Here is a 24,233-nt window from a genome sequence, read left to right on the forward strand (position 1 = left end):
ATTGTCATGGCGGGATCAGTAAGGCGCGCCTCGGCACGCCGATAATGGGGTGTCGTGCTGCGATCCGGCCAGCCGGCTGACAAGCCAATGTCCGCGTTGATCGTCGTTCGCCCGAGGCTCACCATGTTGCAAGTTTAACCTTGAATTGGAGGCGCGATGGGAATCAAGGATTGGCCCGAACAGCAGCGTCCGCGCGAGCGGCTCATCAGCGAAGGGGCGTCGGCCTTGTCCGATCCGGAATTGCTGGCCGTATTCCTGCGCGTGGGCGTGCGCGGCAAAAGCGCGGTCGAACTGGGACACGAGCTGCTGCTGCGCTTCGGGTCGATCAACGGCCTGTTCGGCGCCAGCCTGATCCAGTTGTCGACGGTGCACGGCCTGGGGCCGGCCAAGTTCGCGCAACTGCAGGCCGTGATGGAACTGGCCCAGCGCGCCATCGGCGAGCGGCTCGAGAGCGGCGAACTATTGAACTCGCCGGAAGCGGTGCGCCAATACCTGCGCATGCAACTGGGCCGGCAGCCGCACGAATCCTTCCTGGTGCTGTTCCTGGATGTGAAAAACCGCCTGATCGCCTGCGAAGAAATGTTCCGCGGCACCCTGACCCACACCAGCGTGCATCCTCGCGAGGTGGTCAAGGCGGCACTGGCGCGCAACGCGGCCAGTATCTTGCTGGCGCACAACCACCCATCCGGGACGCCCGACCCCAGCGAGGCCGACCTGCTGCTGACCCGTTCGCTGGTACAAGCCCTGGCGCTGATCGATGTGCGCGTGCTCGATCACTTTGTTGTCGCCGGTCCGCATGTGCACTCGTTCGCCGAGCACGGACAGATGTAAACAGGGTGGCCGTCGCCCTGCACGGATTTGCCGGCGCCCCATATTGTTAAATTTATTCGATAACAAGACACAATTGTTTTTCACAAGTCGTTGATTTAACTTCGCTTTTCACGCTATACTCTTGTTTTTCCAATTTTGGATATATTCAAGGAGTGCGCTATGGCACGTGTTTGCCAAGTAACTGGCAAGGGCCCGATGGTTGGTAACAACGTCTCCCACGCTAACAACAAAACGAAGCGTCGTTTTTTGCCTAACCTGCAAAATCGTCGTATTTTTGTGGAATCGGAAAACCGCTGGGTCTCCCTGCGCCTGTCCAACGCCGGTCTGCGCGTAATCGACAAAGTCGGCATCGATGCCGTGCTGGTCGACATGCGTGCCCGTGGCGAAAAAGTTTAATTAGGGAGCTATCATGGCAAAAACTGGCCGCGACAAAATCAAGCTGGAATCGACCGCAGGTACGGGTCACTTCTACACCACCGATAAAAACAAGCGCACGATGCCTGCTAAAATGGAGATCATGAAGTTCGATCCTAAAGCACGCAAGCACGTGATGTACAAAGAAACCAAGATCAAGTAATCCGCGATCCCGATTTCAGTACCAGAAGAGCCGCCACGCAAGTGCGCGGCTCTTTTGTTTCGTCCGGCTCTTTTGTTTCGTCCGGCTTTTTTGCTTTATGTGGCGCCGCGTAGCGCGTCGATCCGTGCGCGCAGGCTGGCCACCAGGCCGTCGGCGGCGTCGTCGATATAGTCGAGGACCAGTTCGAAACCATCGATATCGCCGCCGTACGGATCGGGCACCACGTCCGAGTCCGAGCGGGTGGCGAACTGCATCAGCAGGCCGATTTTATGGTGGTACTGCGGCGGGCAGGCGCTTTTGAGCATGGCGATGTTCTGGCGGTCCATGCCATAGATATGGTCGAAGTTCTCGAAATCGGCCAGGGTGATCTGGCGCGCGCGCTGGGCGCTCAGGTCGATGCCGCGGCGGGCGGCGTGATCGCTCGAACGCGGGTCGGGCGCATGGCCGATCCGGTAATTCGAGGTGGCGGCCGAATCGATCAGCAGGAACGGGTCCAGGCCGGCCGCGCTGGCGCGGCTGCGGAACACGCCCTCGGCGGTGGGCGAGCGGCAGTAATTGGCCATGCAGACGAACAGGATGGCGATTTTCTTGGTCATGATGAATCCGTTAAGGTAAAAAAGCCGTCATCCCTGCGCGGGAATGACGGCTTTCATATGAAAAGCTGAGAAAACGTCGTCGGCTATGCGTAGCTGCGCAGGCGCATTGAGAATTCCTGCAGCGACTTGATGCCGGACGCTTCGGCGCGGGCGCACCAGTCCTGCAACTGCTGCAGCAACTGGTCGCGCGTGAAGTGCGAGCGTTCCCAGATCGCGCCCAGCTCCACGCGCATCTGGTGCATCGTTTCCAGCGCTTTGCTGTGCTGGAACAACTCGATCAATTGCTGCTTCTGCGGATCTTCCAGCTTGCCCGGCTCGCGCTGCAACAGCTTGCGCGACGATTTCAGGAAACGCTTTTCCAGCTCGGCCTTGTGCTTCAGATGCTCGAATTCGTCATGCCAGGCCTGCTTGACCGATTTGGCGTATTTCGCCATCACGTCATAGCGGTTGGCGATCACCGACTGCAAGGTCTCCAGGTCGGCCACCGTCTTGCCCGGTTCAAACACCGGCTTCGGCGCCACTTTCTTGACCTTGGCCAGGCCCAGGGTTTCCAGCACGCGGATATAGAACCAGCCAATATCGAATTCGTACCATTTCGACGACAGCTTGGCCGAGGTGGCAAAGGTGTGGTGATTGTTATGCAGCTCTTCGCCGCCGATCAGAATGCCGAACGGGATGATGTTGGTGGCCGCGTCCGAGCAATCGTAATTGCGATAGCCCCAATAATGGCCGATGCCGTTGATGATGCCGGCCGCGGTAATCGGAATCCATGCCATCTGGATCGCCCAGATGGTCACGCCAATCACGCCGAACAGGGCAAAATTGATGACCAGCAGCGCTGCGACGCCCTGCCAGCTGTAACGGGTATACACATGACGCTCGATCCAGTCGGTCGGCGTGCCGTGTCCGTACTTTTCCATCGTTTCGAGGTTTTTCGACTCGGCGCGATACAGCTCGGCGCCTTCGAACAAGACTTTGCGGATGCCGCGCGTGACCGGGCTGTGCGGATCTTCGGCGGTATCGCATTTGGCGTGGTGCTTGCGGTGGATCGCGGCCCATTCCTTGGTTACCTGGCCGGTGGTGAGCCACAGCCAGAAACGGAAGAAGTGACTTGGAATCGCATGCAGGTCCAGCGCGCGGTGCGCCTGGTGGCGGTGTAAATAGATGGTGACGCTGGCAATCGTGATATGCGTGACGATCAGCGTGTAAATCACGACTTCCCAGCCGGACAGGCCAATCAAACCCGTCGACATAAAATCGAGCACAGCATTCATGGTGGTGCTAAACAAATTCATTCCCGCTCCAAATTGGTAGACGTTGGTATCTCGACCATGCCACATGGCAACGTTCGAGTGAGCCATTTTACGACGATACCGTACCGCACGGTACGATTGTCACCAATGATTTCAACTTGGCCGAGAAATTCCAGCAAGCACGGCCACCATCTGGGCGTCCAGCGCGCGAGTGTCGCGCGAAGGAGACGCCAGCGTGATCTGGCCCGACTGCACCAGGGCGTAAATCTTCTTGTTGACTTCGGAAATCACGCCACCACGGCCGTTTTCCGGGTCGCTGATCCAGAAGCCCACTTCCAGGTCGAAGCCGTCGACGCCGAACTTGGAGAGCGAGACTCCCGGCGCCGGATCGGCCAGCACCCGCTCGACCCCGTGCGGCTGCTGTTCGAGCAGGGGCATGATCACCGCCAGGTCGCTGTCGTAGGCCACGCTGAGGGTGGTCGCCACCCGGATCGAGCGGTGCGACAAGGATTGATTCTGCACCGGGCCGGAGATGAGCATTTCGTTCGGCAATACGGTTTCCACCCCATCGAGCCCTTGCAGGATAGTGTAGCGGGTATTGATATGGGTCACCTTGCCGGTGTATTTGTCGACCGAGATCATGTCGCCGATGGCCAGGCTGCGTTCGAGCAAGATGACGAAGCCCGACACATAGTTACTGGCGATTTTCTGCATACCCAGGCCGAGGCCGACGCCGAGCGCGCCGCCGAACACCGACAGCACGGTCAGGTCGATGCCGACCAGGGTCAGACTGCCGAGCACCGCAATAATGATCAGCACCGCGCGGCTCATGCGTCCGATCACGGCGCGCGAGGAAGTGTGAATGCCCTGCACGCCCATCAGGCGCTCTTCCAGCGCGGCGCCGACCCACAGCGCCAGCATCAAGAGGATCACGACCGAGACGATGGCCTGCAAAATCGAGGCCAGCGACACCCTGTTCTTGCCGAACGGCAGCTCGGTATCGTCGAGGAATTTGAACACATCCGGCCAGAGCCCGGCGATGTACAAGGCCACGGCCAGCCAGACCAGCATGGCGAAGATTTTCTCGAAAGTAAGAATGGCGGCGCCGACCGGACCGTGGCGCGCGAACACGCGCCGCATCAGGTAGAACGCCAGGCGGATCACCGCCAGCGAGGCGAACAGCGGCAGCGCCAGGCGCAGCAGGTGCACATTGTAGCGTTCCGCCACGAACAGCAATTTGGCGATGGCGAGAAACCCGACCACCGCCAGCGGACTTAGCACGTAGGAAAAACTTTCCACGCCTATCTGCACCACCCCGCTTCCGGAGCGGCCGCGCAGCCAGGCGCGCCGGATCGCGTAGCCGAGCCCCCATCCAAGTACGATACACACCGCAATGGCCCCAGCCTGGTACAGGAAGCTGGGTTTGTCGAAATCGTCGATCAGGTCGGACAGCACGTTCGATAAGGGCATGGGCTAGTCGGTGTTATTCGTCGGCGTCGGCGTCGGCGTCGGCTTCGTCAGCCGGCTTGTCTTTCGGTGGCTTCGGGGCCATTGGCTTGCGTTCCAGTACGGCGGCGAAGAAGCCGTCGGTATGGTGCTTGTGCGGCAACAGCTTGAGGTAGTCGCCCATCTCCAGGTCGATCTTTTGCTCAGCGAGCACTTTGCTCATCGGCACCAGATCGAACTCCGGATGCGCGGCCAGGAATTGCTCGACGATAAAGTCGTTCTCTTCGTCCAGCAGGCTGCACGTTGCGTACACCAGGCGTCCGCCGCCCTTGAGCAGGCGCGCCGCGCCGTCCAGGATCGAGGCTTGCTTTTCCTGCATTTCGGCGACGGCTTCGACTTTCTGGCGCCATTTCACGTCCGGATTGCGGCGCAGGGTACCCAGGCCCGAGCATGGGGCGTCGACCAGCACGCGGTCGATCTTGCCGGCCAGGCGCTTGATCTTGGCATCGCGTTCGTGCGCGATCTGGACCGGATGCACGTTCGACAGGCCGCTGCGCGCCAGGCGCGGCTTGAGCTTGGCGAGGCGCTTTTCCGAGATATCGAAAGCGTACAGACGGCCCGTGTTGCGCATCAGCGCGCCCAGTGCCAGGGTCTTGCCGCCCGCGCCGGCGCAGAAATCGACCACCATCTCGCCGCGCTTGGCGCCGACGATCTGGCTCAATACCTGGCTGCCCTCGTCCTGCACCTCGATCGCGCCGCTCTTGAACAGCGGCAGGTTTTGCAGGGTCGGCTTCTTGAGCACGCGCAGGCCGAGCGGTGCGTACGGCATCGGCATCGCCTCGATCGGCGCTTCGGCCAGGCCGGCGACGACGTCATCGCGCGTGGCCTTGATCGAATTGACGCGCAGGTCGAGCGGCGCCGGCTGGTTCAGGGCGTGCGCCAGGGCCAAGGTTTCGGCTTCGCCGTACTGGGCCACGAACTTGTCGAACAGCCACTTCGGCAGGTTCGAGCGCATTTGCGGCGGCATCAGGTTACGGTCGATCTGGGCGATACGGTTGAGGAATTCGGTTTCTTCTTCGGTCAGGCCGCCCAGCGAATCGACGCCCACCGCTTCGGCCAGGCCGAGGATGGTCAGGCGGCGCATGGTCGGGCTGGAGGTCGCTTCGGCGAAGTCGGTGAAGAACGATTTGTTGCGCAGGATGGCGTAAATGCCTTCCGCCACGGCGCCGCGCTCGCGCGAGCCCAGGCGTGGGTGGTCTTTGAAGTAGCGCGACAGGGTGGTGTCGGCAGGCGCCGAAAAACGCAAGATCTCGCGCAATACTTCTTCTGTATTGGCGAGAATCGCTGGTGGCAATCTCATGGTATTCCTTGGTTAATTATTTGTTTTATCGGCGATGCGAACGTCGCCGTTGTCGATGCTGAGCCGGTCCTCGACGAACAGGCGGATCGCGCGCGGGTACAGCGTGTGTTCCTGCACCAGCACGCGCGCGGCCAGTGTGTCCGGGGTATCGCCCGGCAAGACGTCGACTTCCGCCTTGAGCACGGCCGGGCCGTGATCGAGTTCGGCGGTGACGAAATGCACCGTGGCGCCGTGCCTGGCCACGCCGGCGTCGAGCGCCTGCTGGTGGGTATGCAGGCCCGGAAACAGCGGCAGCAGCGAGGGGTGAATATTGAGCATGCGCCCGTCATAATGGGCCACAAAGCCTGGCGTGAGGATGCGCATGAAGCCGGCCAGCACCACCAGGTCGGGCGCGAAGCCGTCAATGGTTTCTTGCAGGGCGGCATCGAACGCTTCGCGCGTGGCGAATTCCTTGTTGGCGACCACGGCGGTCGGAATGCCGTGTTTCTGGGCAAATTCGAGGCCTTTGGCGTCCGCCTTGTTGCTGATGACGGCCGCGATACGCGCCGGCCACTGCTCTTCCCGAGCAGCATGGACGACGGCTTCCATGTTGCTGCCGCGCCCGGAAATGAGGATCACAATGTTTTTCATAGCGCGCATTGTACCCTGAGCGGCTGGCCGAACCAATAAACCGGGATGCAATTGTTGCAGCGCAGCACGGATGGCGTGTGCGGATCCAGGGCCCGGCGGGTGCCGCCAGCGCCTTATTCGAAGGAGTAGAACACCCGGAACGGCACTTTTTTCTCGGCCCAGTAGTCGGCGGCGTCGCGGAACACGTCGAGCAGGGTTTCGCGCGCTTCCTTGTCGAATTTCTGCGTATTTGGCAATTGTTCGAGGACCACGATAAAGCCCGGCTGGTTGCCGGCTTTATGGATGGTATCGGTCAGGCATTCGCCCAGGGCGTCGAAATTCTTGCCGCAAGGCTTGGGAAAATAGAAATTTTCGGCGATGCGTCCGCACACCTGCTGTTTGGTCAGCGTATCGGCGCAATGCGCGTACAGGAAATGCTGTCCCAGCCGGACTGCTTCTTCTTGCAGTTCCACGACACGGAAAGCACGGATGGACTGCACAAGATTGGGCGGCACTGTAATCAACAAACTCATTTTTCCCTCAAGTCGTCCTGGTGTGGTCGGGTGCGTTTCAGTTCTATTGTTGCCGATGCGTCGCGCTTACCGGGGAAAACGCCGATCTCCTGCTACCGTTGCCACCCGCCAATATACCCCCTAATCGTATAAGGGTAACGTTTTGTGGTTACTGAATCAACCCGAATGTGATTTGAACCACAATATTTGTAATAAATCAGAGCAATTTCTGTAGAAAGACTCTAATTTCGCGGATCAAGGCGGCAAGAGCGCCCCATTCTGCGACCTGCTACCGGAGGTATTCTCCGCTGTTACAAATTGTTGCCATGCGGATTTCAAAATCGGGGCTGACAGGACTACCATGTATTCGTGGTTCTCAGGCTTGGAACTCAGAGCCCTCTTACATTGTCTTACCCTACAACGAGGTATCCCATGAAAATGCACACCAAACTGATCGTGACAGCCCTGGGCATTTGCGCCCTGCCGTTTGCCCAGGCGACCGACTTCGCCGACTACGGGCGCGTGATCCGCGTCCAGCCGCGGGTCGAGCAGATCCGCCAGCCGCGCGAGGAATGCAAGACCGAGTACGTGCAAGTGCCGGTACAACAGCAGCCGCAGCAGCGTAGCGCGGGCGGCGCCATCATCGGCGGCATCGCCGGTGCCTTGCTGGGCAACCAGGTCGGCGGCGGCAGCGGCCGCGCGGCGGCCACGGCGGCCGGCGCGATCGCCGGCGCGGTGGTGGGCGACCGGGTCGACAACAACGGCCGCCCGGTACAGGCCCAGCAGCAGTACATGCAGGAACAGGCGGTGCGCCAGTGCCGCATGGTCGATGCGTACGAGTCGCGCACGACCGGCTACGATGTCACCTACGACTACCGCGGCCAGACGTACACCAGCCTGATGGACCGCGACCCGGGCCAGCGCATCCGCTTGCGCGTGTCGGTGGAGCCGGAGCGGGGGCAGTAATTTGCGGCGCTTCAACAATTCTCAAGCTTGTTAGCACCATTACTCTAAAAGCCGTCTTTCCCGCCAAGGGGGCCGCCCAGGCCGGGAAAGACGGTTTTGGGGGTAGCGGTTCACGCAACCGATGTAGATCGGCCACCAATCTGATCACCCCGCATTTAGCTTGCACTCAAGTAAGCCATCCACCGATAATGGGCGATCGAATCAGGCGTCCTATGCTCATCAAACGAAAATCCATCGAACAGGCCGAATCCTCGCGCCGTCCCGCCCGTAAGCCCAAGTTTGCGCCAGTTACCCTTTCCGAACAGGATGGCGTGCGTTATCTGCATTTCGGCACCGAATGGGTGCAGGGCGCCATGCGCATCCGCAAGCCCGACTGGCCAGAGCTCGAATACGCCCAGCAGATGATGGCCTGGATGCTGTTCATCGAGGCCCCGCGCGCCATCGCCCAGCTCGGCCTGGGCACGGCCACCCTGACCAAATACTGCTACAAGACCTTCCCCGAGGCATTGGTGACGGCGGTTGAACTGAACCCGTCCGTCATCGCCATCTGCGCCTCGATGTTCAAGATGCCGCCCGAGGACGAGCGCCTGCGCGTGCTGGAAATGGATGCGCTCGACTTCGTCAACGATCCCGCCAACGCCGACGCCTTCGACGTGCTGCAATGCGACCTGTACGACGCCACCGCGCGCGGTCCGGTGCTCGACACGCCCGAGTTCTACCAGGCCTGCAACGCCTGCCTGCGCGACGGCGGCATCATGAGCGTCAACCTGTTCGGCGACCATCCCAGCTTCGCGCGCAATATCAAGGCGATGAAATTCGCCTTCGCCCATGTGATCTGCCTGCCGGAAGTCCACGACGGCAATGTGGTCGCCCTGTGCTTCAAACAGCGCCCGGCGATCGACCCCGAGGCACTCGCCGCGCGCGCCGCGCAGATCGTGGCGGCCACCAAGCTGCCGGCCAAATCCTGGGTCAAGGGCTTGCTGGCACCCAAGTAAGTGCCCACTGCCATCGGAGACAACGGATTGAACGCAGAACATAAAGAAGCCAGTGCGCCGCCCAGGCGGACCACCCCCAAGTCGCTCGACCTGCAGGCGATTTTTTCGTGGCTGCTGGCCGACGGCATCGTGGAAAAGGTCAACGTCAAGGCCAATTTCGCGCAGGCCCAGGGCATCCTTAAAACGGCGGTGGGCTCCATGCATCCGCTCTCGGCCGTGGCACAGTGCAAGCTGGTCTCGGCCATCGCCCCGCAGCGCCTGCTCACGCTCGACGTGCTCACCGAATGGGCGGCGGGCAAGGTCAGGCTGCCCTTCATCCGCATCGACCCGCTCAAGATCGACTTCACCAAGGTGGCCGATGTGATGACCGCAAGCTATGCCGCGCGCTTCAACATCCTGCCTATCGAACTGAGCGGCACCACCCTGGTGGTGGCCACCGCCGAGCCGTTCTCGGTCGAGTGGGAAGCCGAGATCACCAAGGTATCGCGGCGCAAGATCGAGCTGGTGATCGCCAATCCGCTGGAAATCTCGCAATATATTTCGCAGTTCTTCAGCCTGGCCAAGTCGATCAAGGACGCCAACAAGTCCAAGGGCCAGGATCTGGCGCTGCGCAACAATTTCGAACAGCTGGTCGAACTGGGCAAGTCGAACAAGCTCGACGCCAACGACCAGCACGTGGTCAACATCGTCGACTGGCTGTGGCAATACGCCTTCGAGCAGCGCGCGTCCGATATCCACCTCGAACCGAAGCGCGAGATTGCCTCGGTGCGTTTCCGCATCGATGGCGTGCTGCACCAGGTCTACCAGGTGCCGGCGGTGGTGATGATCGCCATGACGGCGCGCATCAAGCTGCTCGGGCGCATGGATGTGATCGAAAAGCGCCGCCCGCAGGACGGCCGCATCAAGACCCGCACCAGCGGCGGCCAGGAAGTCGAGCTGCGCCTGTCGACCATGCCGACCGCCTTCGGCGAAAAACTGGTGATGCGGATCTTCGATCCGGAAGTGGTGGTCAAGACCTTGCCCGAGCTCGGCTTCCCGGCGGACGACGCGGCGCGCTGGGACGGGCTGACCACGCGCCCGCACGGCATCATCCTGGTGACCGGCCCGACCGGCTCGGGCAAGACCACCACCCTGTACACCACGCTCAAGGCACTGGCCACCACCGAAGTGAATGTGTGCACGGTGGAAGACCCGATCGAGATGGTCGAGCCCTCGTTCAACCAGATGCAGGTGCAGCCCGGCGTCGACCTCGGCTTTTCCGATGGGGTGCGGGCGCTGATGCGGCAAGACCCCGACATCATCATGGTGGGCGAGATCCGCGACCTGGCCACGGCCGAAATGGCGATTCAGGCGGCCCTGACCGGCCACCTGGTGCTGTCGACACTGCACACCAACGATGCGCCCTCGGCCGTGATGCGCCTGCTGGAACTGGGGGTGCCGCATTACCTGCTGGAAGCGACGCTGATCGGCATCATGGCGCAGCGCCTGGTGCGTACCCTGTGCCCGCTGTGCAAGGCGCCCGGGGGCGAGCTCAACGACGACGTATGGGAAAGCATCGGCGGCTCCTGGAACATTCCCAAGCCGGCCGTGGTGTACCGGCCGATCGGCTGTCCGGAATGCCGCCAGACGGGCTTTCGCGGCCGCACCGGGCTGTACGAGTTGCTGACGGTGACGGAAGGCTTTACCGGCATGATCGGCAAGCAGACCGACCTGGCGGCCTTGCGCAAGCAGAGCGTCGACGACGGCATGAAACCGCTGCGCATCGCCGGCGCGTACAAGATCATGGAAGGGGTGACGACGGCCGAGGAAGTGCTCAAGGTCACCGCCAAGCTGACCTGAACAAGGCCACAACAACATCTGTTGCAAAACTTCCTAGCGGAAATCGAAATCGCCAGCTATAATATTGCCTCTTTCGGGGTCGTTAGCTCAGCTGGTAGAGCAGCGGACTTTTAATCCGTTGGTCGCAGGTTCGAATCCCGCACGGCCTACCAAGATGCAAGAAAAAAGCCCACGAACGCAAGTTCGTGGGCTTTTTTTGTCTGGCACTCATGCGTCCACGACCTATTGGCAAGAATGGGCTATGAAACAGGTTTTATTCATGTCAGTGGCTTGATGTTGGCTTTGACATCAACTTTTAATCTTTTTGCCACCTCCACGTATTTTTTCGGCAACAGACTTTCCAGTACCAGACTGACGCCGGCAAGAGTACGCCCATGCCGGGCGCGCATAAAAAAGCCAACCTTGCGGTTGGCTTTGGCTTTGAAGCTGCGTTGGAAAACTTGTCGCGGCGCGAAATGGATGCGCCTGCCCCGTCGTCTATTTGTTTTGAAAATACAGAACGATCAGGCCGAACGGTGCGACGAACACTGCAATCCCCAAGACAATCGACAGCACCAACAGATTCCAGAGCACCAGCGCCATGACGTTCACGTAGTAGGTGCCGTCACCGCGGAGCAAACCGAACACGCTGGAAACGAAGTACCGCGCGTAGGGATAAAGCACGACATTCCCGATCATCAGGGCATACAGCGGCCACAGAATCCCGAATTCGCCTTTTTTTGCGAACATGAAGTTGAAGATGATCGCCGTGGGAATCAGCGCATAGATAAACTGCCGGATGTAATAGGCGGGCTGCAAGCCGAAAAACGTTCTTGAAATAATGGGGTGCATTGAAAACTCCGAATAATGATCTGGTCGCTGCGCCCCATCATGGCGATGGCTTGCCAACGGGCTTGCTACCTGGCGGAGTGTTGCATGTCTGCCATGCCGCCGTCAATCTTCCTGTTGCTACCAGGGTAGCTCAAGACCAACGGGGCAACAACGCCCCATTGCTCCGCTACAGCGGCAATCCGGCTGACCATCGCGGCCGCTCCTGGCTTCTATTTTTTCGCCGCCGCTGCGCGCTTTTCCCAGAAGCTGGCGTTCTTGATCCCCAGCTTGATCGGATCGAAGGTGATCGGGCCACCGGCCTTTAACTGGGCTTCGTAATCGCGCAGGCACAGCATGGTCGGTTTGGCCATGAAGAAAATGATCAGGATGCCGATGATGTTAATCCACGCCATGATGCCAACGCCGATATCGCCGAGATTCCAGATATAGCCCGCGCTGTTGATCGTGCCGTAAGTCACCATCGCCATGATCACCAATTTCACCATGACCAATGGCACGCCGCGTTTGAAAAAGCGGTTCAGGTAGGCGATATTGGTTTCGGCAATATAGTAGTAAGCGATAATCGTCGTGAACGCGAAAAAGAACAGCGCCACGCCGACAAACATCGGACCGAAGCCGCCGAAAGCCGACTGCAAGGCCATTTGGGTAAATGCCGCCGAGCCTATTTCGGTGCTGGCCGGCAGGTTTTGCACGATAAACTGGCCATCGGGCAGCGTCCCCTGGACGTTGTACTGATTGGTTATCAGGATCATCAAGGCGGTGGCGGTGCAGACCAGCAGGGTATCGACGTAAATCGAAAACGCCTGCACCAGCCCCTGCTGAGCCGGGTGTTCGGTTTCCGCCGCGGCTGCCGCATGGGTTCCCGTCCCCTGCCCGGCTTCGTTGGAATAGACACCGCGCTTCACGCCCCAGCCGATGGCGGCGCCAAAACCGGCTTGCGCCGTAAATGCATCCGAAAAAATCAGGCTGAAGACGCCGGGCAACTTCTCGATGTTGATCCCGACAACGACCAGCGCCAGCAAGATATAGCCGAACGCCATGAACGGCACGACGTATTCGGTAAATTGCGCAATGCGCTTGATGCCGCCGAAAATGATCACCGCCAGCAGCGCCAGGATGGCGCCCAGGCCAATCAGTTTATGCGTGCCAACCTGGCCCAGAACGGTATCGACCATGTTGCCGTTGCCGAAAACCTGGGTCACGGCATTGCCGACGGCATTCGCTTGCACGCCGGGCAGGAAGATGCCGCAGGCGATCACGGAAGATATGGCAAAGGCGATGCCCAGCCAGCGCCAGCCCAGGCAACGTTCGAAGAAATAGGCCGAGCCGCCGCGATACTGGCCGTCCTCTTCCACTTTATAGAGTTGGCCCAGGGTGGACTCGGCATACCCCGTGCTGGCGCCGAGGAAAGCCACGACCCACATCCAGAACACCGCACCGGGGCCGCCGAAACCGATGGCCGCCGCGACACCGGCGATATTGCCCACGCCGACCCGGCCGGAGAGCGATACCGCGAGGGCCTGGAATGAGGAAATGCCCGAATCGGTGTCCTTGCGCTTGAACAGCAGGCGCAGCATCTCCCTGACTTGCCGGACCTGGACAAAGCGCGTCTGGATCGAGTAAAACAAACCAGCACCGAGGCAAAGGTAAATCAATCCCTTGCTCCAGATGATGCCATTGAGTTCGTTGATAAAAACTTCCACCTGAACCTCTTCTCGTATGTGTGAATCTTGACCCGTGCGTTGTCGGCACGGGAGCGTCAATGACAACCGGGAGGGAAAGCAATGTCGCCGCCAGCCTCGAACCATCGTCGAGAAAGGCGGCATCCGGACCTGCGGATTTGCATTCTAAGTGATTAGTGCTCAGAAAGACACGCTTTGGAAAATTTCGCCCAATCATTCACTCAAGGCCGTGATCCTCATGATTCACGCTACGAAGGCGGTGCTTACCAGCTCATCTCGCCCTTGCTGACCTTGGCGCCGATATCGAGGGCCAGGCCCGGCGGCGCGTCGGGATAGGCGCTCTTCATGCGCGCGATCAGCTCGGTGCTGTTGGCCGTGGCGGCCAGGCTTGTCTCGTAACGCTTGAGGTAGCCCTGGGTGTAGGCGATGCTGCTCTGGTCCAGTTGCGTGCCCGCCTTCATGTGCCCGGGAATGACGACAGCCGGTTTCAGCGCGGCCATCTCGTCGAGCTGGGCGCTCCACGCGCTGCGCTGCGCCGCCGTTGGCGCATCCGCCATCCACAAATGCAGGTTGCCGAACACGCCGATGGTGCCGGTCACGGTCTTGATCGACGGAATCCACACATACGGACGATGGGCCAGCGCGCCCTGCGTGCCGCGCACTTCGACCGCCTGGCCATCGATGCTCAGCGTCATGCTCTGCAAGGCCGTCGGCAAGGCGGTCGCCGCCGGCGCGTTCACGCCCATTTTGGGGCCCCAGAAGGCCACCTTTGCCGCCATTTTTTCCTTGATTTTCTCGATCACTTGCGGCGTGGCGACCACTTGCGCCTTGGGAAAAATCTGCTTGAGCGTGTCCACACCGAAGTAGTAATCCGGATCGGCCTGGCTGACCAGGATGGTGGTGAGCTGCTTGCCGCTGTCGAGCACGTTGGCGGCGATGCGCAGCGCGTCGGCGCGGGTGAAGCCGGCATCGATCACCATGGCCTCCGTCTCGCCATAGATCAGCGTGGAATTGACGTTGAAGCTGGCGCCGTCGGCGTTGTAGACCTTGGTTTGCAGGGCGGGCGCGGCCAGCGCATTGGTAAAGACCAGGGTCAGGGCGGCAGCGATGGCGGTGGTGCGGAACATAGTGACTCCAATAAAGATGTTGTACGGAAGCGGCCAGTGTAATCACGTCGCCCACGCCGATAAACGGGTTAAACTGCGCATGACTGTTTCATGGATCGGACAAATGGATCGAATCACCGCAATGCGCGTCTTCGTGGAGGTGGCAACCAGCGGCAGCTTCAGCGCCAGCGCGGACAAGCTCGACATGTCGCGGGCGATGGTCACGCGCTACGTGTCGGAAATGGAAAAGTGGCTGGGCACGCGCCTGTTGCAGCGCACCACGCGGCGCGTCACGCTCACCGATGCCGGCGAGAACTGCTTGCGGCGCAGCCAGCAGATGCTGTCGCTGAGCGAGCACATGGAAGAAGAGACCGCCAGCGGCGGCGCGCTGCGCGGACAGTTGCGCGTCACCTGCAGCATGTCGTTCGGGCACGCGCAACTGGCGCAGGCGCTCACCCGTTTCCTGGAGCGCCATCCGGGCCTGCATATCGACCTCAATCTGAACGAAGGCGCGCTCAATCTGGTCGAAGCGCGCATCGACCTGGCCATTCGCATCAGCAGCGAACCGTCGCCCCTGCTCATTGCGCGCCCGCTGGCGCAGTGCGACTCGCTGCTGGTGGCCGCGCCCGCCTATCTGGCCGCGCGCGGCACGCCGGCCGCGCCGCGCGAGCTGGAAAGCCACCGCTGCCTCAGCCATGCCAACGTGGGGCGCAACATCTGGTCGTTTGCACGCGATGGGGAGTCGATCCAGGTCGACGTGCTCAGCTATTTCAGCGCGAATGACGCCACTGCCCTGCTAGCCTCGGCGCTGGGCGGCGGCGGCATCGCCATGCTGCCGACCTACCTGGTCAATCCGATGGTCGCCAGCGGCGCCTTGCAGCAGGTGCTGCCCGCGTGGCGCATGCCGGCCCTGACGATTTATGCGATTTACCCGTCGCGCCGGCAATTGTCGCCATCGGTGCGGGCACTACTGGATTTTCTTGTCGAGCACTTTGCCGTCCTGCCGTGGTGAGGCCGGCGCTTGACGGTGGCTGGAGCGCGGCTCCGGGCCAGAGGGGTCGTCCCGGCACCCATGCCAGGCACCGGAAAACAACGCTTTCTTATCCTTCGAGATCGGTGGGAATCCCGAATTCGTCGTGATTCCCGCGCCGCAAGCCCGGTTTGGTGAGTACGCGCAAGGACACGCTGATGTGGACCGAGTTGTCTGCCAGATACTCCGCAGCCCCGACCGTCCCCAGCATGGCTTGCAAAATGATACCGACCTCGACTTTTTGCGCGGTGAGCGTATCGCCGCGCCCGATCACGCGCAAGGGGCGTACCGGGGCCGCCAGGGCCGTGGCGACGGCAATCGGATCGTTACTGGCCGGAACAGTTCTGTTCAGGACCGCATCATCGAGTTCAGCGAAAATTTTCATTCTGGGGATACTAAGGTTGATCTTACATGTGGTCGGTTCGCCAACACGCATAGACAGAGGTCGCGAACAAGCATTGTATCTGATACATCTTCATTAAATAAATGCAACTGAACAGTGCATTCAAGCCAACTATGTTGCTCTAATGCGCTATCATGGCTTTCAGACATCCGGATCCGCTCATCCATTTGAGCACAAAAACGCCATGCAAATACCAAAAAGAGTGTTCCAACTTGCGAAACAGCCCGCACTGTCGGGTTTTCGCGTCCTCGCGTCCAAAACCATCGCCGAGGCCGGCGCCACCATGGACAAGGCCCTGCAAGGCAAGGGCACGGCCGACCTGCGCCTGATGACCAATGCCCGCTACGTCCTGCGCCAGAACGCCGCCCTGTTACAGGAACGCATGGAGCATCACTTCGCCAGCTACCTCGAACGCGCCATGGACACCATGTACATGGACACCCGCGCCAGCATCGACGACATCAGCGCCGACAACCTGACCCTGATCGAGGACGATGTGGTCACGCGGCAAATCGAAATCGAGCGCCTGGTGATGCGCCTGCGCGACGCCGACCAGCCCAGCCTCGGGCGCCTGAACCTGATGATTGCGCAGTTGCATGGCGACGGCGACGTGCGCGAGCGCGAAAATCCCTTCCGTCCGTACCTGCTGGCGCGCTCGCTGCACGAAGCGCTGCGCCAGTGCGTCATGGACGAGGTGCAGTCGAAAGTGCTGTTCGACACTTTGTCGCTGGCGATGGTACATTGCCTGCAAGGATACTACGTTGCAATAGAAGAAGTGTTCGAATCGCGAGGAATTTCGACCAAATTGAGCGCGCGCCCGACCGCGCTCACGCGCGCCCAGCGCGACCGGCTCGCCTGGCAAAAGGCGGCGGAACAGCTGATCGCCCACGGTCCCGCCAGCGCGCGCGCTGTTGCGCCGGCGGCACACCCGTCCACCCCGCCAGCGCAGCAAAAACAAGCCCGCATGATTCCCGAATTACAACGCCTGATGCAGCAGCAACGGAAGGCGCCGGCGCTGCACGGCAGTTCCCTGTCCCAGCAGCCGCTGCCAGACTTGCAGGACATGGTCTGGAACGTCTTCAACCAGCCGAAAGCGGCGCGCCCGCCGCGCCACGCCCATGCGCCGGCCATGGCGGGCGATGCCGGCAGCGGGCCTAGCGCCCTGGAAGCGCAACTGAAACAATTGCAGCAGGCGCGTCCGGCCCAGGCCGGCGGGCGGGCCAGCCGCGAGGCGCCCGCCCCGCTCGACCTGCGCGCCAGGCTGGCCGATGCCGCCAGCAGCGAGCCGGAGCGGGTCACGATCGACCTGGTCAGCCTGCTGTTCGAATCCATCGTGCACGACGAGCAATTACCGGAAGGCGTGCGCGGACAGCTCGGCCGCCTGCACGTGCCTTTCTTGCGCGCCGCCATGCAGGAACCGTCGATGCTGCACGACGCCCAGCACCCGGCGCGCCGCCTGCTCGACCGGATCGGCACCGTGGCGACCGGCATCACGCCCGAGATGGCCTGCTATCCCGCACTGGAAAACCAGATCGATACGGTGCTCGACAACGTGCTGGAGCGGTTCGATACCGACATGACCGCGTTTGCCGACGGCCAGCGCCAGCTCGACCAGTTCGTGTCGGCGCTGCTGCCGCGCAGCGACCTGGGCCTGGCGCGCTGCATCGACACCCTCGGCACGCTCGAAGCGGCCAGCGCGCGCCACAGCGATGCCGCGACCGCCCTGGCGCCCTTGCTCGATCCGCTCGACCTCGACCCGCGCATCGGCAACTTCATTACCGATATCTGGAGCCGGGTGCTGGCGCATCCCGCCAGCGAGGCGAGCGCCAGCCAGGCGATGCTGGCCGAGCTGATCTGGAGTTCGCAGGAAAAAACCACGCTGGAAGACCGCGCGGTGATGGTCAGCATGCTGCCCGGCATGGTCAAACGGGTGCGCGAAGGGCTGGCCGCGGCCGGCATGGGCCAGGAAGCGGCCAAGGCCGCGCTCGACCAGCTGGTGATGGTGCACATGGATGTGCTGGGCCAGCGCCAGCCGCCCTCCGCCCGCCCCGCCACCCTGGCCCAGCTGCGCGCCCATTTCGCCGCCTTCGACGGCGTGCCGCAAGCGGGCCGGGACGCGGTCAGCATCGGCCACGACCAGCTCGAAGCGGCGCTGGCGCAGCGCGGCATCCGGGCCGATCTGTACACCGATCCGGGCAAGAGTGCGGCGCCGGCCGCCGCCGAACAGGAATGGCTGGGCATGGCGCTGCCGGGCGCCGGCTTCGAAATCGCCCTCGACGGGCGCTACGTGCCGGCACGCCTGAATGCGGTCAGCCCGCGCGGTAGCCTGTACCTGTTCTCGGTGAAAGGCCAGGCCGCGCCCGCCACCTTCACCCGCGACGCCCTGCTGGCGGCGATGCAGGATGAAACCTTGCGCACGGTGGAGCACGCGCCCGTGTTCGAGCGCGCGGTCGAGTCGCTGATGGCTGGCGCCGAAGCGCTCAGCAACGCCTGAGCTTTACAGCTGGCGCGCGGCGAAGGTATCGCACTGCGCTACCTGGCCGTTGTCGAGGCCGCGCTTAAACCAGCGCGCGCGCTGTTCCGAGCTGCCGTGGGTAAATGAATCCGGCACCACATGGCCTTGCGACTGGCGCTGCAAGGCATCGTCGCCGATTGCCGTTGCCGCTTTCAGTGCGGCGTCGACATCGCCCTGCTCCAGGATCGCGCGCGACTGGTTGGCGTGGAACGCCCAGACCCCGGCGAAACAGTCGGCCTGCAATTCCAGGCGCACCGACATCGCGTTCGCCTGTTTTTCGGTGCCGCGCTGACGCGCCTCGTCGACCTTGTCGGTCAGGCCCATCGCATGCTGCACATGATGGCCGATTTCGTGGGCAATCACGTACGCCTGGGCAAACTCGCCCTCGACCTTGAAGCGCTCTTCCATCAGCTGGAAGAAGCTCATGTCCAGATACACCTTGCGGTCGGCCGGGCAATAGAAAGGCCCGGTCGCGCTGCTGCCGGCCCCGCAAGCGGTCTGGGTGCGGCCCGAATACAGTTGCAGCGCCGGCTTCTGGTAGGTGCCGCCCTGCTCGCGGAACAACTTGGTCCACACGTCCTCGGTATCGGCCAGCACCACGCGCACGAACTTCGAGCCGCGGTCGTTGGCCGGCACGCCCGGCGCCTGGCCCTGCTGTTGCTGCACCGGCGCCTGCGCGCCACTGCCGCCGCTCATGATGCTCAGGATGGTCATCGGGTTGACCCCGAAAATCCAGCCGCCGACCAGGGCGATGACGATCGAGCCGATGCCGATCGAGCGTCCGCCGAAGCCAAAACCGCCTCCGCCTCCGCCGCCGCCCGAACCGCGCACATCTTCCACGTTGTCGCTTTCGCGATTACCTTCCCATTTCATGTTCTGCTCCACAATGCATTTTGTTAATCTTATAATGACTTTACGCTGAAAGCCAATTTCCTGGCGCACACAGCGATGTTAACTGTTCGCCTTGCGCGACAACCTGCCCCGCCCGAGACCCATGACCGAGCCGTCCGCCCACTTCCTCCTTGCCGCCGCCGCCCTCAGCGCCGCTGCGGCCGCCCTGCACATTGCCTGCATCGCCGGCGGACCCGACTGGTACCGCGCGCTCGGCGCGGGCGAGCCGATGGCCCGCATGGCCGCGTCCGGCTCCTGGTATCCCGCCACCGTCACAGGCGCCATCAGCGCCGTGCTGCTGGTGTGGGCCGCGTATGCGCTGGCCGGCGCCGGCGTGCTGCCGCGCTTGCCATGGATGCGCGCCATCCTGTGCGCAATTACCGCCGTGTATGTGGCGCGCGGCCTGGCCTTTGTGCCGATGATGTTCTTGATGCCCGGCCGCAGCCTGGTGTTCTGGGGCTGGAGCTCGGCCATCTGCATGGGCATCGGCATCGTGCACGTGCTCGGTGTACGCCAGGCCTGGGCGTCGCTGTGAGCAAGCGCCGGCGTGCGCCGCGCCTGGGTGCGCGTACCCGCCCGGCGCCAGTGCCGGGTGTCGCCATGAGGGAGCGGTCGCCTGCGCTTGCCATGGCCGTGGCAAGCGCCGGCATGCCGGCGCCAGCGATGAACCGCGTCTTGCCGCGCGCGCGGCGGCCATGATCGACATCCTGGTGCGCGTGCTGCTCATGCCACCGATGAGCCTGATCGTGCTGATCCTGGCCGGCTACGCGCTGCGGCGGCGCTGGCCGCGCTGCGGGCGCGCCGTCAGCCGGCTGGGACTGGCCGCCCTGCTGGTGCTGTCGACCAACGCCGGCTCGCTGCTGCTGGTGCGTCCGCTCGAACAACTGACCGCGCCGCTGGCCGACGCCGGCGCCAGCGGCGCCCAGGCCATCGTGGTGCTGGCGGCCGGCAACGTGCATGCCGCGCCCGAGTACGGCGGCGCCGACATTCCCGACGACATCGCCCTGCTGCGCCTGCGCTACGCGGCGCGCCTGCAACACGCCACCAATCTGCCGCTGCTGGTCAGCGGCGGCAATGGCGAGCCCGACAAAGGCATTCCGCCCAAGGCCGTCACCATGGCGCGCGCCCTGCGCGAGGATTTCCGCACGCCGGTGGCCTGGACCGAAGAGCGCTCGGCCGACACCAGCCAGAACGCCCGCTACAGCGCCGCCCTGCTCAAGGCGGCCGGGGTGCGGCGCGTGCTGCTGGTCACGCACGCCATGCACATGCCGCGCGCCGAGCGCGCCTTCCGCGCCGCCGGCCTCGACGTCGTGCCGGCGCCGACCATGTTCTATTCGCGCAGCAGGCTGACGCCGCTGATGTTCGTGCCCGGCTGGAGCGGCATGTTCCGCTCATATTACGCCACCCACGAATGGATCGGCCTGGCGTGGCAGCGCCTGCATTGACCGGCTCGGCTCGGCCCGGCTCGGCCCCGCACGCGCGCTGGCCGGCCCGGACCACGCACGCCTTGCCTGACCGTCCGACTGGCTCGCTGGCGCGGCGGCGTCTCAGCCGGCGGCCGGACTGTCGCGGCCGCGGTCGAGCAGCCCGCCCAGCATCTCTAGCGGCAGCGGAAACACAATCGTCGTGCTCTTGTCGCTGGCCAGGGTGCCCAGGGTTTGCAGGTAGCGCAGCTGCATCGCGCCCTGCTGCCGCGCCAGCACGTTGGCCGCCTGCATCAGCTTTTCGGACGCCTGCAATTCGCCTTCCGCGTGGATGACCTTGGCGCGCCGCTCGCGTTCCGCTTCCGCCTGGCGGGCGATGGCGCGCACCATCGATTCATCCAGGTCGACGTGCTTGATTTCGACGTTGGCCACCTTGATGCCCCAGGCGTCGGTCTGGGCGTCGAGCACCTGCTGGATATCGATGTTGAGCCGTTCGCGCTCGGCCAGCATGTCGTCGAGCTCATGCTTGCCGAGCACCGAGCGCAGGGTCGTCTGCGCCAGCTGGCTGGTCGCTTCCATGAAGTTGGCGACCTGGATGATGGCGCGCTCGGGATCGATCACGCGGAAGTACAGCACGGCATTGACCTTGACCGAGACATTGTCGCGCGAGATCACATCCTGCTTGGGCACGTCGAGCACGATGGTGCGCAGGTCGACCCGCACCATTTGCTGCAGCACGGGAATGAGCAGGATCAGCCCCGGCCCCTTGACCGACCAGAAGCGCCCCAGCTGGAACACCACGCCCCGCTCGTACTCGCGCAAGATGCGCACCGACATCGCCAGCAGCATCAGCAAGAGGAACAGCAGGAAAAACACCAGCGTGCGGATACCGAACCCGAGACCATCGTCCATCGTTACTCTCCTTTGTTGATGTGATTGAGATTGGCATGATCGGCGCGATCATGGTCGACAGGGACGACCTCCAGCCGCGCCCCCTTGCGCGCCAGCACCCGCACCGCCTGCCCGGGCCGTAGCGCAACGCCGCTGTCGACGCGCCAGGTTTCGCCGTTGACGTCGGCCCAGGTGTCGTCGCCGCTGGTGCCGATGACTTCGGCAAGGCTGCCGACCAGCGCGTTCGGTCCGCCCGCCACGGCACGCCGGCGCGTCCGCAACGCCACCGCGCCCATGCCCGCCACCAGCAGCGCGCTCGCGATGGCCAGCGGCACCACCAGCGCGACCGGCATGCCGTAGCCGGGCAGGTCGGTGTCGACCAGGATCAGGGCGCCGGCCACGAAGGCGGCAATGCCGCCCAGCCCGAGCACGCCAAAGCTGGGCAGGAAGGCTTCGCCCACCATGAAGGCCAGGCCCAGCAGGATCAGCCCGAGTCCCGCGTAGTTGAGCGGCAACAGATGCAGGCCGTACAGCCCCAGCAGCAGGCACAGGGCGCCCACCACGCCGGGTGCGACCGCGCCGGGACTCATGAATTCAAACAGCAGGCCGTACAAGCCGATGCTCATCAGGATCAGCGCGACCGCCGGTTCGGAAATCACCCCCAGCAGCCGGTTGCGCCAGTCGGGACGGTCGGCGTGCAGCGGCGCCCCGCGCGTGCGCAGGGTCGGCGTTCGCGCGTCCGGCCGGTCCAGTTTGACCCGGCGGCCATCGACCAGGTCCAGCAGCGCCGGTATGTCGCTGGCGACATAGTCGATCACGCCGCTCTTGAGCGCGGCGTCGTTGGGCAGGCTGAGTCCCTCGCGCACCGAGCGCTCGGCCCAGTCCGCATTGCGTCCGCGCAGTTCAGCCAGCGCACGGATGGACGCGGCGGCGTCGTTGACCTGCTTGCGGCCCACCGGCGTGCCGGACTGCGCCTCCCGCGTGCCAGCGCCGCCTTCGGCGGGCCCGCCCAGCTGCACCGGCGTGGCCGCGCCCAGGTTGGTGCCGGGGGCCATGGCGGCGATGTGGCTGGCCATCAGGATGAAGGTGCCGGCGCTGGCCGCGCGCGCGCCCGACGGCGCCACGTAGACCGCCACCGGCACCCGGGATGCCAGGATAGCCTTGACGACCGTGCGCATCGAGGTCTCCAGCCCGCCCGGCGTGTCGAGTTCGATGATCACCAGTTGATGGCCGTTTTGCGCGGCGCGGGCCATGCCGCGCGCGAGGTAATCCGCACTGGCCGGGCCGATGGCGCCATCGACCGTCAGCACCGTCACCGGCGCCAGCGCGGCGGCGGACGGCGTCCACAGCAGGAGAAAGAGAAAGGTGGCGCACGCGATCAGCGGGCGCAGCAAGGCCAGCGGCCCAGGACCGGCAACAGCCAACCAAGCATGCACAATGCGTCTCATCGCTCCCCCGGCATGGGACTGGTGTCCCGCCTTGCCTGGGGTTAGAAGCCGCGCACGCGCTTTGGTTCCGGGGATTTAGAGAAGAAGCGTCTTAAACCCGCAGGTCAGACCAGCAGTGCCGCGCTCATCGATTTGACTTCGTCGGCGGACTCGTCAAGGATGGATTGCAGGGTATCGTTGTCGATGACAAAGTCGAGCACCGAATCGGCGTGGTCCGGCAACGGCTCTTCGTTCACGCCCAGCGGCGAGCGCACGGGCGCGAACTGATTGGCCAGCAACAGGGTATCGAGCAAGGTGCTCGGCGGCATGGTGAGCCAGCCATCGCGCAGGGCCAGGATGGCCTGGGTGACGGTGTCGGGAATCGCCAGCTTTTTCAGCACTTCGCGGCTGACGACTTCCTCGCACAATTCCGCCCATTTTTCGGGATCGTCATCGAGCAGGCCCGGAAATTCATCGGCGCGCGAGAGCAGGTAAAACCCGCCCACCTCGTGCACGATGGCGGCGAACATGGCGGTATCGGGATTGACAAACGTCACCCGCCGCGCCAGCACCTGGGCCAGCGCCGCCACGTGGGCGGTATGTTCCCACAGCTGCTCGGCCTTGGCGCGCAGCGCCGGGTCGACGATGCGGCTGCCGAACTGGCGCACCACAAGGCTGGCGACCAGGGTCTGCAAGCTGCGGTAGCCCACCCGCATGACGGCCGCGCGCACATTCGTGATCGGGGTGTCGCCATTGCGGTTGAAAGCGGCCGAGTTGGCCAGCGCGACGGTGCGCGCGGCCAGTTGCGGCTCGCCCAGCACCAGCTTGATGGCGTCTTCAATATGACAATCGGGATTGTCGAGTGCAAGTTGCAGGCGCAAGGCGGCGTTCACGCTGGTCGGGAGAGTGATCTCCCCGCGTGCGGCTTGCGCGGCAATATATCCAAAGGCTTCTAGTCTGTTCACAGGAAAATTATACAGTGGGGCGGGTCCGACGCGATGGATTGCAGAAACAAAGCCCCGCGCAGTGCAGCAATGCAACACAATCGC

24 protein-coding genes and 1 tRNA gene are annotated in these 24,233 nt (G+C 63.1%); 11 read left to right on the forward strand and 14 right to left on the reverse strand.

Translation table 11 applies throughout. From position 1 onward, the window contains the following. Window positions 1-156: 156 nt before the first annotated feature. From radC to rpmG, 3 genes are all read left to right on the forward strand, one after another. Entirely contained in the window at window positions 157-831 is a 675-nt protein-coding gene (gene radC, locus F2P45_RS21565) for a RadC family protein (protein WP_166879834.1), read from the forward strand. A 159-nt stretch (window positions 832-990) separates the two neighbouring features. Beyond that, entirely contained in the window at window positions 991-1,227 is a 237-nt protein-coding gene (gene rpmB / locus F2P45_RS21570) for a 50S ribosomal protein L28 (protein WP_054264245.1), read from the forward strand. 10 nt (window positions 1,228-1,237) lie between these two features. After that, the gene (gene rpmG, locus F2P45_RS21575) at window positions 1,238-1,408 is read left to right on the forward strand and encodes a 50S ribosomal protein L33 (RefSeq protein WP_197422130.1); all 171 of its coding nucleotides are present in this window, start codon (window positions 1,238-1,240) and stop codon (window positions 1,406-1,408) included. A 95-nt stretch (window positions 1,409-1,503) separates the two neighbouring features. On the opposite strand, the gene F2P45_RS21580 is transcribed toward rpmG, so the two are convergent. The 6 genes from F2P45_RS21580 to F2P45_RS21605 form a co-directional block, all read right to left on the reverse strand. Then, complete coding sequence (locus F2P45_RS21580; RefSeq protein WP_166879836.1) at window positions 1,504-2,004, reverse strand: low molecular weight protein-tyrosine-phosphatase; 501 nt, start codon at window positions 2,002-2,004, stop codon at window positions 1,504-1,506. A gap of 83 nt (window positions 2,005-2,087) precedes the next feature. After that, on the reverse strand, window positions 2,088-3,299 hold the full coding sequence (locus F2P45_RS21585; RefSeq protein WP_166879839.1) for a DesA family fatty acid desaturase: 1,212 nt from the start codon (window positions 3,297-3,299) through the stop codon (window positions 2,088-2,090). Between the two features lie 111 nt (window positions 3,300-3,410). Next, the gene (locus tag F2P45_RS21590; protein ID WP_166879841.1) at window positions 3,411-4,727 is read right to left on the reverse strand and encodes a mechanosensitive ion channel family protein; all 1,317 of its coding nucleotides are present in this window, start codon (window positions 4,725-4,727) and stop codon (window positions 3,411-3,413) included. Between the two features lie 13 nt (window positions 4,728-4,740). Next, a complete protein-coding gene (locus F2P45_RS21595; protein ID WP_166879842.1) occupies window positions 4,741-6,063 on the reverse strand; it encodes an RsmB/NOP family class I SAM-dependent RNA methyltransferase in 1,323 nt (440 codons plus the stop codon). 12 nt (window positions 6,064-6,075) lie between these two features. Then, window positions 6,076-6,693 carry a phosphoribosylglycinamide formyltransferase gene (purN, locus tag F2P45_RS21600; RefSeq protein ID WP_166879844.1) on the reverse strand — a complete coding sequence of 206 codons (618 nt, stop codon included), beginning with the start codon at window positions 6,691-6,693 and terminating at the stop codon, window positions 6,076-6,078. A gap of 113 nt (window positions 6,694-6,806) precedes the next feature. Next, on the reverse strand, window positions 6,807-7,205 hold the full coding sequence (locus tag F2P45_RS21605) for a barstar family protein (RefSeq protein WP_166879845.1): 399 nt from the start codon (window positions 7,203-7,205) through the stop codon (window positions 6,807-6,809). Between the two features lie 411 nt (window positions 7,206-7,616). Between F2P45_RS21605 and F2P45_RS21610 the strand changes: the two genes are divergently transcribed. The 4 genes from F2P45_RS21610 (at window position 7,617) to F2P45_RS21625 (ending at window position 11,136) form a co-directional block, all read left to right on the forward strand. Further along, window positions 7,617-8,150 carry a YMGG-like glycine zipper-containing protein gene (locus F2P45_RS21610; protein WP_166879847.1) on the forward strand — a complete coding sequence of 178 codons (534 nt, stop codon included), beginning with the start codon at window positions 7,617-7,619 and terminating at the stop codon, window positions 8,148-8,150. A gap of 212 nt (window positions 8,151-8,362) precedes the next feature. Further along, on the forward strand, window positions 8,363-9,145 hold the full coding sequence (locus tag F2P45_RS21615) for a spermine/spermidine synthase domain-containing protein (protein ID WP_166879849.1): 783 nt from the start codon (window positions 8,363-8,365) through the stop codon (window positions 9,143-9,145). Window positions 9,146-9,172: 27 nt separating this feature from the next. Continuing rightward, window positions 9,173-10,984 (forward strand): type IV pilus assembly ATPase TfpB, encoded by a 1,812-nt coding sequence (gene tfpB, locus F2P45_RS21620; RefSeq protein ID WP_166879851.1) that lies wholly within the window; start codon window positions 9,173-9,175, stop codon window positions 10,982-10,984. Window positions 10,985-11,060: 76 nt separating this feature from the next. Then, a tRNA-Lys gene (locus tag F2P45_RS21625) sits at window positions 11,061-11,136 on the forward strand. A 325-nt stretch (window positions 11,137-11,461) separates the two neighbouring features. Here F2P45_RS21625 and F2P45_RS21630 read toward each other — a convergent pair. The 3 genes from F2P45_RS21630 to F2P45_RS21640 all read right to left on the reverse strand — a co-directional run bounded on the left by F2P45_RS21630 (window position 11,462) and on the right by F2P45_RS21640 (window position 14,624). Next, a complete protein-coding gene (locus tag F2P45_RS21630) occupies window positions 11,462-11,815 on the reverse strand; it encodes a hypothetical protein (RefSeq protein ID WP_166879853.1) in 354 nt (117 codons plus the stop codon). A gap of 209 nt (window positions 11,816-12,024) precedes the next feature. Then, window positions 12,025-13,641 (reverse strand): alanine/glycine:cation symporter family protein, encoded by a 1,617-nt coding sequence (locus F2P45_RS21635; protein ID WP_229505214.1) that lies wholly within the window; start codon window positions 13,639-13,641, stop codon window positions 12,025-12,027. 119 nt (window positions 13,642-13,760) lie between these two features. Beyond that, on the reverse strand, window positions 13,761-14,624 hold the full coding sequence (locus F2P45_RS21640) for an MBL fold metallo-hydrolase (RefSeq protein ID WP_166879854.1): 864 nt from the start codon (window positions 14,622-14,624) through the stop codon (window positions 13,761-13,763). A gap of 103 nt (window positions 14,625-14,727) precedes the next feature. On the opposite strand from F2P45_RS21640, the gene F2P45_RS21645 reads away from it, so the two are divergent. Further along, window positions 14,728-15,615, forward strand: coding sequence for a LysR family transcriptional regulator (locus F2P45_RS21645; RefSeq protein ID WP_166879856.1), 888 nt, complete (start codon window positions 14,728-14,730; stop codon window positions 15,613-15,615). An 88-nt stretch (window positions 15,616-15,703) separates the two neighbouring features. On the opposite strand, the gene F2P45_RS21650 is transcribed toward F2P45_RS21645, so the two are convergent. Then, window positions 15,704-16,018: a hypothetical protein gene (locus tag F2P45_RS21650; RefSeq protein WP_166879858.1), complete on the reverse strand. Its 315-nt coding sequence runs from the start codon at window positions 16,016-16,018 to the stop codon at window positions 15,704-15,706. A gap of 202 nt (window positions 16,019-16,220) precedes the next feature. On the opposite strand from F2P45_RS21650, the gene F2P45_RS21655 reads away from it, so the two are divergent. Further along, on the forward strand, window positions 16,221-18,530 hold the full coding sequence (locus tag F2P45_RS21655) for a DUF1631 family protein (protein WP_166879860.1): 2,310 nt from the start codon (window positions 16,221-16,223) through the stop codon (window positions 18,528-18,530). Window positions 18,531-18,533: 3 nt separating this feature from the next. Here the strand turns inward: F2P45_RS21655 and ypfJ are convergent, their stop codons facing one another. Next, window positions 18,534-19,424: a KPN_02809 family neutral zinc metallopeptidase gene (gene ypfJ / locus F2P45_RS21660; protein ID WP_166879862.1), complete on the reverse strand. Its 891-nt coding sequence runs from the start codon at window positions 19,422-19,424 to the stop codon at window positions 18,534-18,536. 121 nt (window positions 19,425-19,545) lie between these two features. Here ypfJ and F2P45_RS21665 point away from each other — a divergent pair, with 121 nt between their 5' ends. Together F2P45_RS21665 and F2P45_RS21670 are read left to right on the forward strand one after the other, a co-directional pair. Continuing rightward, window positions 19,546-19,977 carry a hypothetical protein gene (locus F2P45_RS21665; RefSeq protein WP_166879863.1) on the forward strand — a complete coding sequence of 144 codons (432 nt, stop codon included), beginning with the start codon at window positions 19,546-19,548 and terminating at the stop codon, window positions 19,975-19,977. 160 nt (window positions 19,978-20,137) lie between these two features. Next, the gene (locus F2P45_RS21670; RefSeq protein ID WP_166879865.1) at window positions 20,138-20,887 is read left to right on the forward strand and encodes a YdcF family protein; all 750 of its coding nucleotides are present in this window, start codon (window positions 20,138-20,140) and stop codon (window positions 20,885-20,887) included. Window positions 20,888-20,989: 102 nt separating this feature from the next. On the opposite strand, the gene F2P45_RS21675 is transcribed toward F2P45_RS21670, so the two are convergent. From F2P45_RS21675 to F2P45_RS21685, 3 genes are all read right to left on the reverse strand, one after another. Further along, window positions 20,990-21,778 (reverse strand): slipin family protein, encoded by a 789-nt coding sequence (locus F2P45_RS21675; RefSeq protein ID WP_166879867.1) that lies wholly within the window; start codon window positions 21,776-21,778, stop codon window positions 20,990-20,992. A 2-nt stretch (window positions 21,779-21,780) separates the two neighbouring features. Then, window positions 21,781-23,193, reverse strand: coding sequence for an NfeD family protein (locus F2P45_RS21680; RefSeq protein WP_370663293.1), 1,413 nt, complete (start codon window positions 23,191-23,193; stop codon window positions 21,781-21,783). Window positions 23,194-23,309: 116 nt separating this feature from the next. Then, window positions 23,310-24,149, reverse strand: coding sequence for an HDOD domain-containing protein (locus tag F2P45_RS21685; RefSeq protein ID WP_166879870.1), 840 nt, complete (start codon window positions 24,147-24,149; stop codon window positions 23,310-23,312). Window positions 24,150-24,233 lie beyond the last annotated feature (84 nt).

The organism is Massilia mucilaginosa, assembly GCF_011682145.1.
GTDB classification, from domain to species: domain Bacteria; phylum Pseudomonadota; class Gammaproteobacteria; order Burkholderiales; family Burkholderiaceae_D; genus Telluria_A; species Telluria_A mucilaginosa.

What these genes read in the sequence shown, in the direction of transcription:
- radC (WP_166879834.1), top strand. Translation starts at nt 157, where the DNA reads ATGGGAATCAAGGATTGGCCCGAACAGCAGCGTCCGCGCGAGCGGCTC.
- rpmB (WP_054264245.1), top strand. Translation starts at nt 991, where the DNA reads ATGGCACGTGTTTGCCAAGTAACTGGCAAGGGCCCGATGGTTGGTAAC.
- F2P45_RS21580 (WP_166879836.1), bottom strand. Translation starts at nt 2,004, where the DNA reads ATGACCAAGAAAATCGCCATCCTGTTCGTCTGCATGGCCAATTACTGC.
- F2P45_RS21585 (WP_166879839.1), bottom strand. Translation starts at nt 3,299, where the DNA reads ATGAATTTGTTTAGCACCACCATGAATGCTGTGCTCGATTTTATGTCG.
- F2P45_RS21590 (WP_166879841.1), bottom strand. Translation starts at nt 4,727, where the DNA reads ATGCCCTTATCGAACGTGCTGTCCGACCTGATCGACGATTTCGACAAA.
- F2P45_RS21595 (WP_166879842.1), bottom strand. Translation starts at nt 6,063, where the DNA reads ATGAGATTGCCACCAGCGATTCTCGCCAATACAGAAGAAGTATTGCGC.
- purN (WP_166879844.1), bottom strand. Translation starts at nt 6,693, where the DNA reads ATGAAAAACATTGTGATCCTCATTTCCGGGCGCGGCAGCAACATGGAA.
- F2P45_RS21605 (WP_166879845.1), bottom strand. Translation starts at nt 7,205, where the DNA reads ATGAGTTTGTTGATTACAGTGCCGCCCAATCTTGTGCAGTCCATCCGT.
- F2P45_RS21610 (WP_166879847.1), top strand. Translation starts at nt 7,617, where the DNA reads ATGAAAATGCACACCAAACTGATCGTGACAGCCCTGGGCATTTGCGCC.
- F2P45_RS21615 (WP_166879849.1), top strand. Translation starts at nt 8,363, where the DNA reads ATGCTCATCAAACGAAAATCCATCGAACAGGCCGAATCCTCGCGCCGT.
- F2P45_RS21630 (WP_166879853.1), bottom strand. Translation starts at nt 11,815, where the DNA reads ATGCACCCCATTATTTCAAGAACGTTTTTCGGCTTGCAGCCCGCCTAT.
- F2P45_RS21635 (WP_229505214.1), bottom strand. Translation starts at nt 13,641, where the DNA reads ATGCCGCCTTTCTCGACGATGGTTCGAGGCTGGCGGCGACATTGCTTT.
- F2P45_RS21640 (WP_166879854.1), bottom strand. Translation starts at nt 14,624, where the DNA reads ATGTTCCGCACCACCGCCATCGCTGCCGCCCTGACCCTGGTCTTTACC.
- F2P45_RS21645 (WP_166879856.1), top strand. Translation starts at nt 14,728, where the DNA reads ATGGATCGAATCACCGCAATGCGCGTCTTCGTGGAGGTGGCAACCAGC.
- F2P45_RS21650 (WP_166879858.1), bottom strand. Translation starts at nt 16,018, where the DNA reads ATGAAAATTTTCGCTGAACTCGATGATGCGGTCCTGAACAGAACTGTT.
- F2P45_RS21655 (WP_166879860.1), top strand. Translation starts at nt 16,221, where the DNA reads ATGCAAATACCAAAAAGAGTGTTCCAACTTGCGAAACAGCCCGCACTG.
- ypfJ (WP_166879862.1), bottom strand. Translation starts at nt 19,424, where the DNA reads ATGAAATGGGAAGGTAATCGCGAAAGCGACAACGTGGAAGATGTGCGC.
- F2P45_RS21665 (WP_166879863.1), top strand. Translation starts at nt 19,546, where the DNA reads ATGACCGAGCCGTCCGCCCACTTCCTCCTTGCCGCCGCCGCCCTCAGC.
- F2P45_RS21670 (WP_166879865.1), top strand. Translation starts at nt 20,138, where the DNA reads ATGATCGACATCCTGGTGCGCGTGCTGCTCATGCCACCGATGAGCCTG.
- F2P45_RS21675 (WP_166879867.1), bottom strand. Translation starts at nt 21,778, where the DNA reads ATGGACGATGGTCTCGGGTTCGGTATCCGCACGCTGGTGTTTTTCCTG.